Annotated in this window: 16 protein-coding genes and 1 tRNA gene; 6 read left to right on the top strand and 11 right to left on the bottom strand. The window is 57.8% G+C overall.

Going from position 1 to position 17,832, the window contains the following annotated elements:
- Nucleotides 1–3: 3 nt before the first annotated feature.
- The 9 genes from H6G07_RS01610 to H6G07_RS01575 form a co-directional block, all read right to left on the bottom strand.
- Complete coding sequence (locus H6G07_RS01610; protein ID WP_073606734.1) at nucleotides 4–960, bottom strand: RNA polymerase sigma factor, RpoD/SigA family; 957 nt, start codon at nucleotides 958–960, stop codon at nucleotides 4–6.
- Between the two features lie 96 nt (nucleotides 961–1,056).
- Nucleotides 1,057–1,188: a hypothetical protein gene (locus H6G07_RS26600; protein ID WP_277882033.1), complete on the bottom strand. Its 132-nt coding sequence runs from the start codon at nucleotides 1,186–1,188 to the stop codon at nucleotides 1,057–1,059.
- A 251-nt stretch (nucleotides 1,189–1,439) separates the two neighbouring features.
- Nucleotides 1,440–4,445, bottom strand: a complete 3,006-nt coding sequence (locus H6G07_RS01605; RefSeq protein ID WP_073606735.1) for an AAA family ATPase — start codon at nucleotides 4,443–4,445, stop codon at nucleotides 1,440–1,442.
- 138 nt (nucleotides 4,446–4,583) lie between these two features.
- Nucleotides 4,584–4,673: transfer RNA gene (locus H6G07_RS01600), tRNA-Ser, on the bottom strand.
- 90 nt (nucleotides 4,674–4,763) lie between these two features.
- The gene (gene pgsA, locus H6G07_RS01595) at nucleotides 4,764–5,297 is read right to left on the bottom strand and encodes a CDP-diacylglycerol--glycerol-3-phosphate 3-phosphatidyltransferase (protein WP_073606736.1); all 534 of its coding nucleotides are present in this window, start codon (nucleotides 5,295–5,297) and stop codon (nucleotides 4,764–4,766) included.
- A gap of 114 nt (nucleotides 5,298–5,411) precedes the next feature.
- The gene (uppS, locus tag H6G07_RS01590; RefSeq protein ID WP_073606737.1) at nucleotides 5,412–6,167 is read right to left on the bottom strand and encodes an undecaprenyl pyrophosphate synthase; all 756 of its coding nucleotides are present in this window, start codon (nucleotides 6,165–6,167) and stop codon (nucleotides 5,412–5,414) included.
- A complete protein-coding gene (gene cdaA, locus H6G07_RS01585) occupies nucleotides 6,164–7,084 on the bottom strand; it encodes a diadenylate cyclase CdaA (RefSeq protein ID WP_073606738.1) in 921 nt (306 codons plus the stop codon). Before cdaA ends, uppS begins: the two co-directional genes overlap by 4 nt.
- Before the next feature lie 96 nt (nucleotides 7,085–7,180).
- Nucleotides 7,181–8,596: a diaminopimelate decarboxylase gene (gene lysA / locus H6G07_RS01580; RefSeq protein WP_073606739.1), complete on the bottom strand. Its 1,416-nt coding sequence runs from the start codon at nucleotides 8,594–8,596 to the stop codon at nucleotides 7,181–7,183.
- The gene (locus tag H6G07_RS01575) at nucleotides 8,556–8,693 is read right to left on the bottom strand and encodes a hypothetical protein (RefSeq protein ID WP_171972934.1); all 138 of its coding nucleotides are present in this window, start codon (nucleotides 8,691–8,693) and stop codon (nucleotides 8,556–8,558) included. Before H6G07_RS01575 ends, lysA begins: the two co-directional genes overlap by 41 nt.
- Before the next feature lie 82 nt (nucleotides 8,694–8,775).
- Between H6G07_RS01575 and rimI the strand changes: the two genes are divergently transcribed.
- The 6 genes from rimI to H6G07_RS01545 all read left to right on the top strand — a co-directional run bounded on the left by rimI (nucleotide 8,776) and on the right by H6G07_RS01545 (nucleotide 15,743).
- Nucleotides 8,776–9,453 (top strand): ribosomal protein S18-alanine N-acetyltransferase, encoded by a 678-nt coding sequence (gene rimI / locus H6G07_RS01570; protein ID WP_073607043.1) that lies wholly within the window; start codon nucleotides 8,776–8,778, stop codon nucleotides 9,451–9,453.
- A 199-nt stretch (nucleotides 9,454–9,652) separates the two neighbouring features.
- Nucleotides 9,653–12,118 carry an ATP-dependent Clp protease ATP-binding subunit gene (locus H6G07_RS01565; RefSeq protein WP_073607044.1) on the top strand — a complete coding sequence of 822 codons (2,466 nt, stop codon included), beginning with the start codon at nucleotides 9,653–9,655 and terminating at the stop codon, nucleotides 12,116–12,118.
- Between the two features lie 147 nt (nucleotides 12,119–12,265).
- Nucleotides 12,266–12,439, top strand: a complete 174-nt coding sequence (locus tag H6G07_RS01560) for a hypothetical protein (RefSeq protein WP_171972935.1) — start codon at nucleotides 12,266–12,268, stop codon at nucleotides 12,437–12,439.
- A gap of 215 nt (nucleotides 12,440–12,654) precedes the next feature.
- Nucleotides 12,655–14,022 carry a 23S rRNA (uracil(1939)-C(5))-methyltransferase RlmD gene (gene rlmD / locus H6G07_RS01555; RefSeq protein ID WP_073606740.1) on the top strand — a complete coding sequence of 456 codons (1,368 nt, stop codon included), beginning with the start codon at nucleotides 12,655–12,657 and terminating at the stop codon, nucleotides 14,020–14,022.
- Nucleotides 14,023–14,059: 37 nt separating this feature from the next.
- A complete protein-coding gene (gene lpxD, locus H6G07_RS01550) occupies nucleotides 14,060–15,097 on the top strand; it encodes a UDP-3-O-(3-hydroxymyristoyl)glucosamine N-acyltransferase (protein ID WP_073606741.1) in 1,038 nt (345 codons plus the stop codon).
- Nucleotides 15,098–15,116: 19 nt separating this feature from the next.
- On the top strand, nucleotides 15,117–15,743 hold the full coding sequence (locus H6G07_RS01545) for a hypothetical protein (protein WP_190740674.1): 627 nt from the start codon (nucleotides 15,117–15,119) through the stop codon (nucleotides 15,741–15,743).
- Here H6G07_RS01545 and lexA read toward each other — a convergent pair.
- A complete protein-coding gene (lexA, locus tag H6G07_RS01540) occupies nucleotides 15,733–16,347 on the bottom strand; it encodes a transcriptional repressor LexA (protein ID WP_073606742.1) in 615 nt (204 codons plus the stop codon). The genes H6G07_RS01545 and lexA overlap by 11 nt on opposite strands.
- A 305-nt stretch (nucleotides 16,348–16,652) precedes the next feature.
- On the bottom strand, nucleotides 16,653–17,792 hold the full coding sequence (rpoD, locus tag H6G07_RS01535) for an RNA polymerase sigma factor RpoD (RefSeq protein ID WP_073606743.1): 1,140 nt from the start codon (nucleotides 17,790–17,792) through the stop codon (nucleotides 16,653–16,655).
- Nucleotides 17,793–17,832 lie beyond the last annotated feature (40 nt).

The raw sequence follows: 17,832 nt of genomic DNA, 5'->3' as shown, positions 1-17,832 counted from the left end.
GCTCTAGCTGGCCAAATACTCGCGAATGTCAGACTGGCGCTTGCGTAGTTTGGTCAGAGCCTCCCGCTCAATCTGGCGCACCCGCTCACGACTGATGGAGAGCAGATCGCCAATCTTGGCCAGGGTCATGGTCTTGCCGTCGGACAAACCGAAGCGGAGGGAAAGCACCTCTCGCTGCTGGGGAGTCAGATCGCCCATCAGCCGCTCCAAATCCTGGCGCAGCGATACCTGGGTGGCGAAGTCTTCTGGCGAAGGGCCGTCATCTTCGAGTAGTTCACCCAGTTCGGTGTCCTGGTTGTCTCCCACCTTGAGGTCTAGGGAGAGAGGCTGACGAGACTTTTCTAGGTAGTCGCGCACCTGCTTGGCGGTCAGGTCGCACTCGATCGCTAGCTCAGCCACCGTGGCTGCTCGACCGTAGCGCTGGGACAGAGTGCGCTGGGCTTTCTTCAGCTTGTTAAGCTTCTCGGTGATGTGAATGGGCAAGCGAATGGTGCGGCTTTTCTCGGCGATGGCGCGAGTGATCGCCTGGCGAATCCACCAGTAAGCGTAGGTAGAGAACCGGTAGCCCTTGGTGGGGTCAAACTTTTCCACCCCGCGCTGCATACCAATGGTGCCTTCCTGAATCAGGTCGAGCAGATCGACATTGCGCTTGATATATTTTTTGGCCACTGAGACCACAAGGCGCAGATTGGCTTCTACCATTTTGCGCTTGGCTAGGTTGCCGTCGCGCACGATCGCTTTGAGATCGGGTAGGGGCATGTCGACGGCATTGGCCCACTGTTCCAGGGTCAACCCATGGCCAGCTGTCTCTTCTAAAGCATGCCGCTTGGCCTCTAGAGCCGACAGCTTTTGCACCTGCTTACCCAACACGATTTCTTCTTCGTGGGTGAGCAAAGGCACCTTACCGATTTCTTTTAGGTAAGTGCGAACTAGGTCGGTGGAATTTTGCACAGTTCTCATAGCGGCACAGTGAGGAGAGAGCGACGGGGAACGGCAGGGCTCAAAGCCCAGGAAAGCAATAGTTGTCTGGTGCAGAGATGACGGTAGGCCCGTGACCTAACGGCGCTCGCGCACTGGCACCGGGATGGGCTCAGACTCTAGAGCCGCTTCCTCAGCCTGGCGCTTGAGAATGAGGCCAGCAGCAACGGCGGCGATACCAATTTCTAAAAGGGGTCCAACAACGCTCATAGGTAAAAGGTTATTAATGGAATATGTAAACAACTGTAACATTTATGAAGGCAGTCGTGAATGGTCATTAATACTCAGCCCGCCTTGATCCCGCAGGCTCATACCCTTTAGATTAAAGCGATTGGTTAGGCCGTATTGCATTCCAGAAGACATATTTCTGGACTAGCCAAAGGGGAAATTCTTAAAATCTAAAAAGAATGTTAATAAAAATCTGAGAAGCTACTTAAAGGTTTACGGAATCTGGGCTAGTTTTAGGCTGAGAAAGAAAGCTGCGATCCCTGAGCTGTCTTCGTCACATCGATGCGGGTCTGAAAAGCCGCTCGAAAATGGGGAATATGGGTAACGGTAAGAATGCAGGCAAAGTCAGCGGCGATCGCGTTGATGGCGGCAATTAGGCGATCGCACCCCTGCTGATCCTGGGTGCCAAAGCCCTCATCGATAATCAGCAGCTGTAGCGCTAGCCCCGATCGCTGGGCCAACAGTCGGGCTAGGGCCAGCCGGAGGGCAAAGTTAACCCGAAACGCCTCCCCGCCCGAGTAGGTTTCATAGGGGCGGGTGCCTCGAGAGTCGGCAATTAGAATATCCAGCGTGTCGATTACCCCTTGGCCCCGCTTGGTGGCCCGCTGGGTGGCGAACTGCACGTGGAGCTGGTGAGCACTGAGGCGACCCAGCAGGTTGTTGGTTTCGGCCTCGAGCTGGGGCAGCAGGTTTTCGATCATCAGCGCCTGGATGCCGTTGTGGCCAAAGGCCTGGGCCAGCTCTTGGTAGACCCGCTGGCGCTGGCGGACGGCGGCTAGCTCTTGCTGCTTTTGGGCGAGTCCCTGGTGCAGATCGTCGAGGTGCTGACGGGCCTGACCGAGAGCACCCAACTGGGCTAGGAGGGCATCGCGCTGGTACTGGCGGGTGGCGATCGCCCGCTCCAACTGTTCTAGAGCATCCGCATCGTAGGCCAAGGCCTGGTGCTGCTCCTCTAGGGTGGCGATCGCCACGCTCAACTGTTCTAGCTCCTGGCGCTGCTGCCGCTCCTGGGCCTGAAGTCCCTCGATCTGAATCTGGCGCTGGGGCTGCTGCTGGCGGGCTGCTTCTAGCTCCCGATGGCGTTGCCGCCAGACTTGGGCGGCTAGCAAGGACTGGCGCACCTGCTGGTGATGGTCAATGCGGTAGCTGAGCTGCTCAAGGGCGGCTTGGGCTGCCGCTAAGGCCTGGCCCTGGGTACCAACCTGGAGCTGGGTCAGCTCAGTCTCAAGGGCAATTTGGTCGGCCTCAAGCTGCTGCTGTCGCCGCTCGAGCTGCTGCCGTCGGCGTCGCGCCTGGGTCAACTCGTGGTGCTTGATCTCAGCCCAGCGCAGCCGATTGACCTGGCCCCGGGTCAGGGCATGGTCGCGATCGTCGTAGGCCAGCTGGGCCAGGGTGTTGTTGATCTGGTGCAACTCCGTGCGCAGGTCGAGGGCGTACTGGTTCTCGGTGAGGGACTGCTCTAGGCGCTGCTGCTCGGCCTCTAGGACTTGAAGCCGCTCGTGGACGGTGGCTTGGGAGGCCATCTCCGCTGTGAGCTGGCCCTGCTTTTGGAGCACTGGGGCGTAGGCCTCTAGTTCGGCTTCGACCGCTCGATACTCCTGTCGCAGCACCTGAATTTCGCGCTCTGAAACAGCCAGCTGCTCGCGAATGACCCAAATCTCTTCTTGCAGTTCTTGCTGATGCTGGCGATGGCGACCTTCAACCAGAGCGCGGTGATGGGGCTTGAGGGCGCGATCGCACAGCGGGCAGACGGCCTCCGGTTGAGCGAGCATGCCTAGCTTCTGGCCAATTTGAGCGATCTGGGTTTCGCAGGCTCGCTGATTAGACTGAAGCACCTCCATAACGCTGCGCCGCTCTAGCCCCTTCTCGCGCACCTTCTCCTGGTAGGCTCGGCGCTGCTCCAAATAGCTCAGGGTTTTTGACACCTCCTGGGCGGTCGCTACTAGCTCGGGCGGATTCCCCTGATCCTGCTGGAGCTGCTGGGCGGCGGCGGCGAGTTCTTCTAATCGGGTTTGAAGCCGGGTTTGGGCCTGCTGTAACCCGCTTTCTAGCTGTCGGCGTCGCTGCTGTAAGGGTTCAGACTGAAGCTGAAGCGCATCTAAGTGTTTGAGGCGGGCTTTGGCAATGAGAAACTGCTGGCGGGCCGCATCAACAGCTTCGCTTTGTAAGAGAGCCGCGTCTAAATCGGCAATCTGGGCCTGCAAGGCCGCCAGCTGGAGCTGGGTTTGGCCCAGGCGCGTGCGGGTCTCAGCCGACTGGGCTTGCCACTCAGCTTCTAGGCTCTGACGCTGCGCTTCTAGCGCCTGATAGCGTTGAAAGTGCTGATTGAGCTGAGCATCCTCCGCTTCTAGAGCCGCCAGTTCAGCTAGGCCGGTTTCAATCTCGGCGGCTTGGGCCAAACGCCGGTCATGCTGGTGCTGCTCACGGGTCAGCGCGGCCAGGGACGTTTCGGTTTGGTGCAAAAGAGCCGTCAGGTGCTGCCGCTGCTGCCGCTGCATCTGAAGCTGCTGATTACAGGCACTGTGGGTGTGCTCAAGGGTGCGAAGCTGTTGCTGACGCTGGCGATCGCGCTCCTGAGCCTGATCGATATCGTGCAGCGTCTGCTGAAACTGAGCCTGGCGCTGTAGCGTCGGTTCGTAGTCGGCTAGGGCAGCGGTGAGTTCGTCGAGCTGAGTTTGACGCAGGGTGGCCTCGGCCTTGGCCTGGCGAGCCTGCTCTTTGGCCCCCTCGGCCAGGTGGTCGTACTGGTGCAGCTTGAGCAGGTTGGCCAGAATTTGTTTGCGATCGCCGGGTCGCTTCAGCATAAAGTCGTCGGCCCCACCCTGGCGCAGGTAGGCCGAGTTGATAAAAGTGTCGTAGTCGAGCCGGAGGTGGCGGCAGATTAGCAGTTGGGTGGCCCGCACCCCACGCTGGGTCAGCACCCGCCAGCCCTCCTCGGTGTGCACCTGAAACTCTAGACTGGTGCCCTGGCTGCGGTGGCGGCTGCGTATCACCCGGTAGGTGTGGTCACCCTGGTGAAACTGAAACGTCACCTGGGCCTCCATTTCGCCCTGGTGGATGATGTCGTCATCGGCGGCGACTCGGCTTTGGCCCCACAGCGCCCAGGCGATCGCCTCTAGCAGCGACGATTTGCCCGCACCGTTGGGCCCCGCCACGCAAACCACGTGCAGCCCGTTGAAGTCTAGGCTGGCATCGCGATAGCTAAGAAAATTCTTGAGGGCAATGTGCTTGGGAATCATGGGTACATTAGCACCACTATTCCCAGCCTACAGTACAGGAGAACTTTAAGTACACCTGTATCTTCAAAAGCCGTTGATTGACATATAAAAGCAGCTGGTATGAGCACTCATACCAGCTGCTTTTATAGACTCAAAATACGGAAGCGGTGGGATTTGAACCCACGAGGGAAGGTTTACTCCCCTACCTCCTTAGCAGGGAGGCGCTTTCGACCACTCAGCCACGCTTCCAAGAAGTAGTTCTTCGTTAGTTTAGCAGACACTCGGCAGAGACTTGACGTTACTCCAGGACTTTTTATGGCGTTAGTTTCACCATCTGGTTTAAGCGCTGCGGCTGGACTGCATTTGGGGCCATAGATAGACCAGGCCTGAGGCCAAGGTTAGCGCCACTGCCACCCAAAAGAGAATTTGCGCTGGCCCATCCCACACTGCCGGTAGCGGGGCCAGGAGCAGGGCGATCGCCACAATCTGCACTACGGTTTTGGCCTTACCCCACAGGTTTGCTCCCGGTACCGCGCCCCCCTGCATGGCCGGGTTGACCCGCCAGCCAGAAATCGTAATCTCCCGCGCCACGATTAAAAACACGCCCCAGCCGGGCACCTGACCCAGCCCCACCAGCATCAGCAAGGGAGCCAGCACCAGCAGCTTATCCACCAGGGGGTCTAAAAATTTGCCCAGATCCGTCACCTGGTTGAGCCTACGAGCTAGGTAGCCATCGAGCCAGTCGGTGCTCGCTGCCACCACAAAGATGCCCGCTGCCCACCACCGCTGGGTCGCCGTCGGTGCCTGAAGGAGGATTAGCAGTAGCGGAACTCCAAGCAGGCGGGAGACGGTGATCCAGGTGGGGATATTCATGGAGTTTTGGCTTTTAGATTTTGGATTTTAGAGGGGGAGTAGCGCTTAGCGCTTTCCTATCAAAGGTCTTTTTACCCTAAAGTTCCTCTTCCCCTGGGAGAGGGATTGAGCGCATTAGCCCTTGACCTTGCCAAAGCGGCGATCGCGCTGCTGGTAGGCATAGATCGCCCGGTGAAACTCTGAGGTGTCGAAGTCGGGCCATAGGGTGTCGGTCACATAGATCTCGGCGTAGGCTAGCTGCCACAGCAGAAAGTTGCTAATCCGCATCTCACCGCTGGTGCGAATTAGCAGGTCAGGATCGCTAATCTCGGAGGTATAGAGGTGGCGGCTAAACAGCTCTTCGCTAATGTCGCTGGGGCTCAGCTCGCCCCGCTGCACCTGTTCGGCGATCGCTCGACAGGCCTGCACAATCTCTTGCCGCCCGCCATAGTTGGTGGCCACCGTAAACTCGATGCCGTGGTTGCCCTGGGTCTGGGTGACCGCCTGGTGAATCTCGCCCTGGAGCGATCGCGGCAGGGCCGCCAGGTTGCCCACAAAGCGAATGCGGACATTTTCCTCCATCATCTCCAGCAGTTCCTGGCGCAGCACTCGCTCAAACAGCGCCATCAAAAAATCTACCTCCTCAACCGGGCGACCCCAGTTCTCCGTCGAAAAGGCGTAGGCCGTCAGCGCCCCAATGCCCCAGTCGCGGCAGCAGCGCAGCAGGGTTTTGAGGGTGTCTACCCCCCGGCGATGGCCCATGATGCGCGGTAGCCCCCGGCGTTTGGCCCAGCGCCCGTTGCCATCCATAATCACCGCCACGTGCTGGGGTAGGCGATCGGGCTTGAGGTCGGCGGGCAGGGCGTAGCGAACAACAGGCTTGGTGGTCATTTTTTCTCTCGGGGAGACGATGAGGGGAGACGAAACAAGCGCAGTACATAGGCAACTCCAAGGCTGCCCAGCCGCCGACCAAGGCTTCTGAGCTGGGGTGCCACCGCCTCGCGATCTACCGATTTAGAAAACTTAGACCGCAGAATACTGCGCAGGCGGCTGCTGGTTAGAGGCCGATCTAGAATACCGCCTTCCGCCAGCGAAATAGAGCCGGTTTCTTCTGATACCACAACACAAATACAATGCTCTACCCGTTCAGTAATGCCCATCGCCGCCCGGTGGCGAGTGCCGAGCTGACGCGAGGCCACCCGCTCAGAAATCGGCAAGATTACCCCCGCCGCCGCAATCCGCGCACCGCGCACCAGCATAGCCCCATCGTGAAGCAGCGTGCTGGTTTGAAAAATGGTCTGAATCAGTTCCTTCGACACTTCCGCATTGATGCGTACCCCCGGCACCGTAAAGTCGCGCTCGTCAATCAGCTTATCAATTTCGAGAATGAGCAGCGCCCCGGTGCGATTTTGGGACAGCTCTTTAACGGCGTCAACAATCTCATCGATCACGTTGTCGGGCTGGGGCATGGCCTCTCGCGACGGGCTGAGCAATTCCCATACCCGTCCCTGGCCCAGTAGCTCCAGCAGTCGCCGAAACTCCCCCTGGAGCATAAAGGCCATGGCCACTGCCGAGCCAATCACTAGTTTGTCGAGCACAAAGCCGAGCAGGGCTAAGCCCAGAAACTTGCTCAGGGCCGCTGCCAGCATCAAAAAAATCAGCCCCCGCACCATCCACAAGGTACGCTTCTCGCCAATGATGACGAGCACCACGTAGCTCAGCAGCAGCACCAGCGCAATGTCGAGCGCCTGAAGCACGAACCTAACCTGGTCAAGGTTTGTTAGCCATTGCTCCCAGAGGTAGTTCATGCAGCGTTCAAGGATGGTGTCTGAGCGGCTGTGCGATGGGTTAGCCCGAACAGCCCTCTGGCAAAATCCTGCCCAAGACTAGCAACGGTTAGCTGACTAGGTAGACTTTGCTTTCGGCCTGATGGTTTCGGGCAGACAGTCTTGCCGAAGCAGATCCGCCACAGTTTCGCGGCGAATGATGAGGGTGGCATCGCCGTCGGCCACCAGCACCGCCGCAGGCCGAGGCACCCGGTTGTAGTTCGAAGCCATGCTGTAATTGTAGGCACCCGTGCCCGCAATAGTAACCACATCGCCGCTCTTCAACTCGGGCAGGGCCGCATCCTTAATTAGAATATCGCCAGACTCGCAGTGCTTACCGGCTAGGGTTACGGTTTCGGCCAGGGGGGCCGTCATGCGGTTGGCCACCAGCGCCCGATACACCGACTGATAAGTGATGGGGCGGGGGTTGTCGGACATGCCGCCGTCAATGGCCGCGTAGGTGCGCAGGCCGGGGATCACCTTTTGGCTGCCGACTCGGTAGGCGGTGACGCAGGCAGAGCCAATCAGCGATCGCCCCGGTTCACACAGCAGCTTGGGCAGCGGAATATCGTGAGCTGCACAGGCTGCGATCACGCTTTCGCACACGGTCTTTACCCAGGTGTCAATGCTCGGTGGGTCATCGCCCTCGGTGTAGCGAATGCCCAGACCACCGCCCACATCGAGTTCCGTTAGGGTGAGCCCGTAGCGCTGGGCCGTCACCACCCACTGAGCCATAACGGCCCCCAGGTCGGTGTGGGGGTTTAGCTCAAAAATCTGCGAGCCAATGTGGGCATGGACTCCCAAACACTGGAGTTGGGGCTGGCTCGCCAGGAACTCAAATACCGATTCGATCTGGTCGGGGTCGAAGCCAAACTTGCTGTCGAGGTGGCCGGTGCGGATGTATTCGTGGGTGTGGCACTCAATGCCGGGGGTGACCCGCAGCAAAATCGGCACGGTTTTGCCTTCGCGTGTGGCCAGCTCACCTAGGGTCTTGAGTTCTAACCAGTTATCGACTACAACCCGGCAGCCCACCTCGACCGCTAGAGTCAGCTCTTCAAAGGACTTGTTGTTGCCGTGGAAGTAGATGCGATCGCAGTCGGCTCCGGCTCCGGTGGCTGTGAGCAATTCGCCCGCCGACACCACATCAATCCCCAGTCCCTCATCGGTGACAATGGCACACACCGCCAGGCAGTTCCAGGCTTTCGACGCGTAGATCACCAGCGCCTCGCCGGGGTAGTAGCGCTCAAACCCTTGGCGATATTGGCGGCAGGCCGTGCGCAGGGTGTGGTCGTCGAGAATATATAGAGGCGTACCAAAGCGCTCGACCAAGTCTACTACGTCGCAGCCGCCGACGCTGAGATGGTCGTCCGGTGTGGTGGTGGCGGTCAGGGGCAATAGCTGCTGGTTAGGAGACAGCGTTCCTTCGGGGTTGGCGGGGGGGAGGTACTGGCGGCTATCGGCGATCGAGGCCGATAGGGGAGAAGTCGAAACCATAGACGTTGCGCTCACAGAAAAACGTTGTTCGAGGATTAATTTGAGACTGCTGGAAGCTTGAACTGGCGATCGCCCGACTCAACCAGTCTTTGCCCATTGCGCCCCTGACCCCAACCCCCAGTGTACAATTAAGGGCTGTGCCAGTTTTCTTGCCCCAGAAATTAAAAGCCGTAAAGTTGGTGGGCTACCTCTCTTGCCAGGCTCCGTGCCACGACGACATTGCTGCCCTGGTGGCCCTTGACCAGCGCACCCTGGGGGGGCTGTGGTCAGCAGAGGGCTACGGGCGCGAGCTAGATAGCCCCAACAGCTGTCTGCTGATGCTGGTGCATCAACCTCATAGTATCCAGGAGAATCAGGCCGATCTATCGACAGCGTCGATGGCTGCCCTGAAAACGGCCTTGGGTTCAGAAGGTGCTGAATCCAAGCCAGTACCAAGTCTAGACCCCAGTGATGAACCCGATCTCCTTGGCCTCGGCTGTTACTGGGCGATTTTGGATGAGGCCCACATTACTGTACTGGCGGTCGATCCCCGTTACCAGCGGCGGGGGTTGGGGAAATGGCTGCTAGTGAATTTGCTGACGGATGCGAGTGAGCGCGCGCTCACCCGCGCCACCTTAGAAGTGCGCCCCTCTAATAGCCGCGCCCTAGCTCTTTATGAGAGCTTTGGGTTCGAGACTTTAGGCCGACGGCGTCGCTACTACGCCGACGGCGAAGATGCCCTGGTTCTGTGGCAAAAATCCCTTAAAACCGCTGAATTTCGCGATCAACTCCAGCAGCAACGTAGTGCCGTAAGCGATCGCCTTGGACGGCAAGGATGGCAGATAACAAACAAAAAATTGCCCCTCAACCGAACCTAAAACCGAACCTTAAAAGTTGAGAAAATTTACATTTTTTGCAAACTCAATCTATTGACAGTTGGCGATCCCGACTAATTTCTAAGCCCAAAGGAGTAGTTGAAGGAAGCGCGGTAAACCGCCTGTTTAGTAGGGCACAACTGACAAAAATCGCTGTGCTAGAATTTGCCTATCCGGCACGCACCAGGTGATTAATACCATCATGTTTGAACGCTTCACAGAAAAAGCAATCAAGGTCATCATGCTGGCTCAGGAGGAAGCTCGTCGGCTCGGCCACAACTTTGTGGGTACCGAGCAGATTCTCCTGGGGTTAATTGGAGAAGGCACGGGCGTAGCCGCCAAGGTCTTAAAGTCAATGGGCGTCAACCTCAAGGATGCGCGCATTGAAGTTGAAAAGATCATTGGTCGTGGCTCCGGCTTTGTGGCCGTTGAAATTCCCTTTACCCCCCGAGCCAAGCGTGTGCTTGAACTCTCCCTGGAAGAGGCCCGTCAGCTCGGCCACAACTACATTGGTACCGAGCATCTGCTCCTGGGACTGATCCGCGAAGGCGAGGGGGTCGCGGCCCGCGTTCTCGAAAATCTGGGCGTTGACCTATCCAAGGTGCGTACCCAGGTGATTCGCATGCTGGGTGAAACGGCAGAGGTGTCTGCCGGGAGCAGTGGTGGGCGCACCAAGACCCCCACTCTAGATGAGTTTGGCTCTAACCTGACCCAAATGGCCGCCGACGGCAAGCTCGATCCGGTGGTGGGACGGCAGAAGGAAATTGAGCGCGTCATCCAAATCCTGGGTCGCCGCACAAAGAACAACCCGGTGCTAATTGGCGAGCCTGGCGTGGGCAAAACCGCGATCGCCGAGGGCTTGGCCCAGCGCATTGGCAACGGTGACGTGCCTGACATTCTCGAAGACCGCCGCGTGGTTACCCTGGATATTGGCCTGCTGGTGGCCGGTACCAAGTACCGAGGCGAGTTTGAAGAGCGCCTGAAAAAAATCATGGATGAGATCCGCACAGCGGGCAATGTCATCCTGGTGATTGATGAGGTTCACACCCTGATCGGGGCGGGCGCTGCTGAGGGGGCGATCGACGCTGCGAACATTCTCAAGCCTGCCCTAGCGCGGGGCGAGCTTCAGTGCATCGGGGCCACCACCCTAGATGAGTACCGCAAGCACATCGAGCGCGACGCCGCCCTTGAGCGCCGCTTCCAGCCGGTGATGGTGGGCGAACCTAGCGTGGATGAGACTATCGAGATCCTGCACGGTCTGCGCGATCGCTATGAGCAGCACCACAAGCTGAAGATTTCCGACGATGCCCTGGAGGCAGCCGCCAAGCTGTCGGATCGCTATATCGCCGATCGCTTCTTGCCCGACAAGGCCATCGACTTGATCGACGAGGCGGGCTCCCGCGTTCGTCTACTCAATTCCCAACTACCTCCGGCGGCGAAGGAGCTCGATCGCGAACTGCGCCAAGTGCTCAAAGACAAGGACAACGCTGTGCGTTCCCAGGACTTTGACAAGGCTGGGGAACTGCGCGATCGCGAGATGGAAATCAAGGCCGAGATCCGGGCGATCGCCCAGAACAAGGTTAATGAAGATGCTGGCGGTGAAGACATGCCCGTGGTGGGCGAAGAAGACATCGCCCACATCGTCGCCTCCTGGACTGGGGTGCCGGTGAGCAAACTCACCGAATCTGAGTCTGAGAAGCTGCTGCACATGGAAGATACCCTGCACCAGCGGCTAATTGGCCAGGACGAAGCAGTGAGGGCCATTTCCCGCGCCATTCGTCGTGCCCGAGTTGGCCTTAAAAACCCCAACCGACCGATCGCCAGCTTCGTGTTCTCTGGCCCCACCGGGGTTGGTAAAACTGAGCTTGCTAAGTCTCTGGCCGCCTACTTCTTCGGCTCCGAAGACTCCATGATCCGTCTGGATATGTCCGAGTTTATGGAGCGCCACACGGTTTCCAAACTGATTGGCTCGCCTCCGGGCTATGTCGGCTACAACGAGGGCGGTCAGCTGACCGAAGCCGTGCGTCGTCGGCCCTACACCGTGGTGCTATTTGACGAAATTGAGAAGGCCCACCCCGACGTCTTCAACATGCTGCTGCAAATTCTAGAAGACGGTCGCCTGACCGATGCTAAAGGTCGCACGGTCGACTTTAAGAACACCCTGCTGATCATGACTTCCAACATTGGTTCTAAAGTCATCGAGAAGGGTGGCGGTGGCCTCGGCTTCGAGTTTGAGCAAGACCAGGCCGAGTCGCAATACAACCGCATTCGCTCTCTGGTGAACGAAGAACTCAAGCAGTACTTCCGCCCTGAGTTCCTCAACCGCCTTGACGAGATCATCGTCTTCCGTCAGCTCACCAAAGACGAGGTCAAAGAGATCTCCGACATCCTGCTCAAGGAGGTGTTCGGTCGACTTACCGAGAAGAACATTCACCTCCAGGTCACCGAGCGCTTCAAAGAGCGCCTGGTGGAAGAGGGTTACAACCCCAGCTACGGGGCGCGACCGCTGCGTCGGGCGATTATGCGACTGCTCGAAGACACCCTCGCCGAAGAGATTCTCTCGGGTCGTTTGGGCGATGGCGACACGGCTACCGTCGATGTGGACGACACCGGCAAGGTCGTTATCCAGTCTGAGCAGCGTCGAGAGCTGATCTCCGCTGAGAGCTAGACGCTAAGAGCAAAACACTGGTGTAAATCATCTGCTGTTGGAAATGCCGTTCTCCTTGGGGGACGGCATTTTATTTCTTACTTTTAAGGGACATGCGACAGCGGCCTTGAGCCGGTATGCTGACATCACCATTTGACAGGTTTCACCATGGGCGATACCACCAACTGTGAAAAATTGGCCAGCGTCTTTAACCAGGCCAGCCAGCAGGGCAAAAGTGCCTTTTGTAAAATGCTTTGGGGGAATCAACCGGAAACCGTGCAGGCGCAGCTTAAACCTCTACTCAGTGCTGAAACCATAGAGGCTTTGCGCGACGAAGATTAGGCAAAAACTCGCTTACGTCCACCGGGTTAGGTGAAAGTGCTGGGTTCAGGGTGCCGCGGTAAACCTTATTCCCTAGAGCTCAGATCGTTCACCGTCGGGCTCTCCCTCTATTTTCTAGCCAACATGTTGGGTTTCGTTAGGTCACGGGTCACCCCATCGGTCGTTTCCCTTGCTACAGTCGATAGGCAGATGAGCAGCACAGCAGGAGCACGGCCATGGACCAGTGGCAACAGGGGGAAACCCTTGATCTGGAGATTACTGACCTGAGTAGCAGCGGTGACGGCATTGGCCGTTGGCAGGATCGGGTGGTATTTGTGCCCGACACCGTACCTGGCGACCTGGTGCGGGCGCGGTTGGTGCAGGCCAAGCCTACCTTTGGTCGGGCCAAGGTACGGCAGTTGCTGACCCCGTCACCCGATCGCATTCGAGCGGCCTGCATTGTGGCTGACAAGTGTGGTGGTTGTCAGTGGCAGTCTATTAACTACCCATCCCAGCTAGCGGCTAAACAGCAGCAGGTGCTCGACGCCTTTACGCGTCTAGGTGGCTTTGAAAATCCCAAGGTGATGCCGATTTTAGCGTCTGAAGCTCCCTTGGGCTACCGCAACAAGGCGACCTATCCCCTGGGGCGATCGCCCGAAGGCCAGGTCAAGGCCGGCTACTTTCGCCAGGGCACCCACAAACTGGTCAACCTCAACCAGTGCCCCGTGCAGGACGAGCGCCTGAACCCGCTGCTGGCCGAGATCAAGCGCGATATTCAGGAGCGGGGCTGGTCAATCTATACCGAGAGCAAGCACCAGGGCAGGCTGCGCCACCTGTCGCTACGGGTGGGCCGCCGCACCGGGCAGATGCTGCTCACTCTGGTCTCCACAGCGCCTAATCTTAAAGACATAGAATTGCAGGCCCAGGAGTGGCGCGAGCGTTACCCCGACCTCGTCGGCGTGTGTGTCAACCTCAACCCCGACAAGACCAACGCCATTTTTGGGGCCGAAACCCTGGTAATTGACGGTGTGCCCTACATCGAAGAACTGTTTGCCGGACTGCGGTTTCGCATTCACGCCACCACGTTCTTTCAGGTCAACACCGAGCAGGCTGAGCAGGTGTTGCAGATTATTTTGAACGAGCTACAGCTCACCGGCAGCGAAACCGTTATCGACGCCTACTGCGGGGTGGGTACCTTGACGCTGCCCCTGGCTCAACAGGCCAAGCGGGTGATGGGCCTAGAGGTTCAAGCAGAAGCTGTAGCTCAGGGCTTGGCCAACGCAGGGCTCAACGGCATCGACAATGTCGAATTTCGTGCTGGAGATGTCGGTGCATTGCTGGTTGAGGCAGCCGCTAGCCTGAGCGATCCACTGGATATAGTCGTGCTTGATCCGCCCCGTAAGGGCTGCGATCGCTCCGTGCTCGATGCTCTGATCGAACTTCGTCCACCCCGAATCGTCTACATGAGCTGTGACCCTGCCACCCTGGCGCGTGACCTCAAAATTCTGCGGGAAGAGGGCGGCTATAGTCTGACCAAAGCCCAACCCGCTGACTTCTTTCCCCAGACCCCCCACGTAGAATGCGTCGCATTTCTGGTAGCGTAAAAGCCAGATTGGTTTTACTGCATTTCTCTCAGCTCCTATGAAGTTCAGCACCATTGCCGACAAAATTCAGATTACCGTTGCCTCTAGTCTGACTGCCAACCCCGGCCACGATCCCGAGATCGCTGGCGTGGCAGCCGTTGACCAAGCCTCGGTCGGCCTGCTGAGCTACATTGAGGGAGACAAGTTCGCCAATTTTGTCGGTACTACCCAGGCTGACGCCCTGATTTTGCCTCAGAATCCTGTGTTGCAGGCCAAGGCTACCGAACGCGGCATCGCTTGGCTCAGCACCCCTGACCCGCGCCTGGCCTTTGCGCGGGCCATTGCGCTGTTCTATACGCCCTACCAGCCTGCCCCCGGCATTCACCCCACCGCCGTAATTGATCCAACGGCCACCTATGGCGACAATGTCTCCATTGGGGCCAACGCGGTAATTCAAGCGGGAGTCTGCTTGGGAGAGGGGGTCTGCGTTCACCCCAACGTGGTGATTTATCCCCAGGTGCGGGTGGGCGATCGCACCGTGCTTCACGCCAACTGCACCATCCATGAGCGTACTCAGATTGGAGCCGACTGCGCCATCCACAGCGGCGCAGTGATTGGGGCCGAGGGGTTCGGCTTTGTGCCCACTCCCCACGGGTGGGAAAAAATGGAGCAGTCAGGCATTGTCGTCATCGATGACGGCGTGCGGGTGGGCAGCAACTCTACCATCGATCGCCCTGCCGTAGGCACGACTCGCGTGGGGCGCGGCACCAAGCTTGACAATATGGTTCATATTGCCCACGGCTGCCAGGTGGGCGAGGGAGTAGTGATGGCCGGCCAGGTGGGCATGGCCGGGGGCGTCACCATCGGCAACCGGGTAATTTTGGCGGGCCAGGTAGGCATTGCCAACCAGGCCGTAATTGGTGAGGGCGCGATCGCCACCGCTAAAGCCGGCATCCATGGTGACGTCGCCCCCGGCGAAATTGTGACCGGCTCGCCGGCTCTACCCCACAAAATCTCTCTCAAGGCCTCAGCGGTGTACCGTCGTCTGCCCGAACTGTATAAGACTATTCAGCGTCTGCAAAAGCACTTACCCTAGCTCCTTGTAGCCCTATTCCATGACCCCTGCCTCCCAAGACGACATCCCCGATATTCAGCAAGAATTGCGTCTCAGTCGTCCGTTTACCCTGGCTGACGCCATTGGCCAAGAGGCGGGCAACTTCATGAAAGGGGAATCGCCCATTCCGCGGCTTGTGCAGGCTAAACATGGTGCCCAGCAAGCGCTAAAAGAATCCTTGGTGGATGGCCCTGGCGCTCTGCATCGAGTGCTGGAGCAGTGGCTAGTGGACGATGAGCACCGCCTCAGTCAACACGTGGGGCACCCTGCTGAAGCGGTAAAGGATTTGCTGGTAACGGTGCTGCGATCGCCCGTAACCCTCTACGAACTGGTGCGCCAAACCGACGTTACCTGGGGCCAAATTTACGATAGTCGCCCCCACTTCCAGCAGCCTGGGCAGCCCCCTCACTCCGATGATCAATACACCCACGAGTCGGTACGAGAGACATTAGAGCAATGCTTGTACTGCCTCAACCACCCGCCCGTGGCAGAACCGGAGCCAGACTCCGAAGCTGCCCTGCCGCAGACAACCGCTCGAATAACCCCACTGCTAATCATTAAAAAACCGCTGTTGTGGTTAACAACAGCGGCCAGGAGCATTAGTCATTGGAAGAATGTCAGACGGTAAAGTCTGGATCGATGCCGCGCCACACGGCCACTAGCCGACCCTGTACGTCTACGAGATCTGCTGGAAACTCCATCACCGGGTACTTAGGGTTGGCAGGTTTGAGATGTACCTGGTTGCCCTCACGGTGAAATGATTTGAGGGTAGTGCCGCTCTCAACCCGAGCTGCGACAATAGTCCCCTCACGGATGCCCTGGGGATCTTTTACCGGACGCATAATGACCACATCCCCATCCTGAATCATGGCCTCGATCATGCTGTCTCCGGTAACCTTGAGGGCATAGTCACCAGACTGAATGGGTAGCCCATTTAGATCGAGACGCTCGACGGTATCGGTAAATGCCTCGTTGACGAAACCAGCGGCAATAGTGCCAAGAATGGGCACACCACGAACCTTGTCCCGAACGCGAATCGTGCGTGCTTTCCCTTCGCTCCACTCAATGTAGCCCTTGTTCTTGAGGTGTTCTAGGCGGCTTTGAATGGGTGCAGGAGAACGCAGGTTCATCGCCCGCATCATTTGGCGAATGGAGGGGGAGTGCTGATTAGCCCGGATGTACTCAACTAACCAGTCGTAGAGCTCCTGTTGGGCAGTTGTTAAAGATTCCATAGGGATTTAGCCACGGCGTTGGATCATGGAACAAGTGTACCAACTGGGCGACAATCTGTCTACTCTATCAACAAACCTCTGGGTAAGTCAGTACTAATGCCGCACCGGAGGACAATTATTCCACTTTAAGTCAGCACACCTTAAGAGCAACAGCCATCTGTGGCCAGTGCCAACTTAGAACTAGCCTGCCTAGAGCAGCGGTTGCCGTGCCAATAAAAAAGGCTGCCTATAGGCAGCCTTTTTTCCGTGGGTTTCGTTCAGTATTGCTCTAATCCTTCAACCAAAGGACTGAAGTCAGGTTGACCCTAGCGAATGTACTCTTTCAAGATGCTGTTGCGATTAGGGTGGCGCAGCTTGCGCAGAGCCTTGGCTTCAATCTGGCGAATGCGCTCGCGGGTAACGTTGAAAATCTGGCCAATTTCTTCCAGGGTTTTCATCCGACCATCGTCGAGGCCGTAGCGCAGGCGTAGCACATCCCGTTCACGGGGGCTAAGGGTGCCCAAAACGCTTTCCAGGTCTTCCCGAAGGAGGCTTTTGGAGACTTGATCTTCAGGGGTTTCGCCGTCCGATTCGATGAAATCGCCCAGGCGAGAATCTTCTTCTTTACCGATGGGAGTCTCAAGGGAAATAGGTAACTGGGCCGACTTGGCAATAAACCGCAGCTTCTCGATGGTCATTTCCATGCGAGTGGCGATTTCTTCTTCGGTGGGCTTGCGGCCTAGTTCTTGAGAGAGTAGCTTGGTGGTCTTTTTGATGCGAGAGATGGTCTCGTAGAGGTGCACCGGCAGGCGAATGGTGCGGGACTGATCGGCGATCGCTCGGGTGATGGCCTGACGAATCCACCAGGTGGCGTAGGTCGAGAACTTGTAGCCCTTTTCGTGGTCAAACTTCTCAGCGGCGCGAATCAGGCCCAGACTGCCTTCCTGAATTAGGTCTTGGAAGGAGAGACCACGGTTCATGTACTTTTTGGCGATCGACACCACCAGACGCAGGTTTGACTGCACCATTTTGTCTTTGGCGCGGCGACCAATGTGCAGACGGTGGCGGAAGCTGGCTAGGGTATAGTCTTTGCCTTCGTCTTGGCTGACGGCAGCGGCCCACTCAATATCCGAGGGATCGCGCTCTAAAGAGTCAAACAGCTCGTCGTGAAGGCGCTCTAGCTTGAGCAGGTCGGCGATCTTGCGGGCTAGCTCAATTTCTTCTTCGGCCCGCAGTAGGCGAATTCGGCCAATCTCTTGCAGATAGAGACGAATAGAGTCTTCGGTGTAGTGGCGCTTTTTGGTTTGAGCTCGGCGGCGGGTTACCTTCCCCTTCGGCGCTTTGTCATCGGCGCCGGCCTCGTCATCTTGGGCAACAAAATTCTCGTCACTATCATTACCGTCGATCAGTAGATCGAGTTCAGTTTCAGGGTTGATGGTGCCGAGCAGATGATTTGCTTGGGTCATGCCGCGATCCTCGTGCTCCTTAAAATTGAAAGACAAAGAC

The sequence above is a fragment of the Phormidium tenue FACHB-1052 genome (genome assembly GCF_014696675.1).
GTDB classification, from domain to species: domain Bacteria; phylum Cyanobacteriota; class Cyanobacteriia; order Phormidesmidales; family Phormidesmidaceae; genus Nodosilinea; species Nodosilinea tenuis_A.
This window is presented reverse-complemented; position numbering and strand designations above follow the sequence as displayed.

Bases quoted from the DNA above. Each gene is read 5' to 3' on its own strand.
- H6G07_RS01545 (WP_190740674.1), top strand. From the start codon at position 15,117: ATGACCCCTGCCTCCCAAGACGACATCCCCGATATTCAGCAAGAATTG.
- H6G07_RS26600 (WP_277882033.1), bottom strand. From the start codon at position 1,188: ATGAGCGTTGTTGGACCCCTTTTAGAAATTGGTATCGCCGCCGTTGCT.
- H6G07_RS01565 (WP_073607044.1), top strand. From the start codon at position 9,653: ATGTTTGAACGCTTCACAGAAAAAGCAATCAAGGTCATCATGCTGGCT.
- lysA (WP_073606739.1), bottom strand. From the start codon at position 8,596: ATGGTTTCGACTTCTCCCCTATCGGCCTCGATCGCCGATAGCCGCCAG.
- lexA (WP_073606742.1), bottom strand. From the start codon at position 16,347: ATGGAATCTTTAACAACTGCCCAACAGGAGCTCTACGACTGGTTAGTT.
- H6G07_RS01560 (WP_171972935.1), top strand. From the start codon at position 12,266: ATGGGCGATACCACCAACTGTGAAAAATTGGCCAGCGTCTTTAACCAG.
- pgsA (WP_073606736.1), bottom strand. From the start codon at position 5,297: ATGAATATCCCCACCTGGATCACCGTCTCCCGCCTGCTTGGAGTTCCG.
- uppS (WP_073606737.1), bottom strand. From the start codon at position 6,167: ATGACCACCAAGCCTGTTGTTCGCTACGCCCTGCCCGCCGACCTCAAG.
- lpxD (WP_073606741.1), top strand. From the start codon at position 14,060: ATGAAGTTCAGCACCATTGCCGACAAAATTCAGATTACCGTTGCCTCT.
- H6G07_RS01575 (WP_171972934.1), bottom strand. From the start codon at position 8,693: ATGGGCAAAGACTGGTTGAGTCGGGCGATCGCCAGTTCAAGCTTCCAG.
- rlmD (WP_073606740.1), top strand. From the start codon at position 12,655: ATGGACCAGTGGCAACAGGGGGAAACCCTTGATCTGGAGATTACTGAC.
- H6G07_RS01610 (WP_073606734.1), bottom strand. From the start codon at position 960: ATGAGAACTGTGCAAAATTCCACCGACCTAGTTCGCACTTACCTAAAA.
- cdaA (WP_073606738.1), bottom strand. From the start codon at position 7,084: ATGAACTACCTCTGGGAGCAATGGCTAACAAACCTTGACCAGGTTAGG.
- rpoD (WP_073606743.1), bottom strand. From the start codon at position 17,792: ATGACCCAAGCAAATCATCTGCTCGGCACCATCAACCCTGAAACTGAA.
- H6G07_RS01605 (WP_073606735.1), bottom strand. From the start codon at position 4,445: ATGATTCCCAAGCACATTGCCCTCAAGAATTTTCTTAGCTATCGCGAT.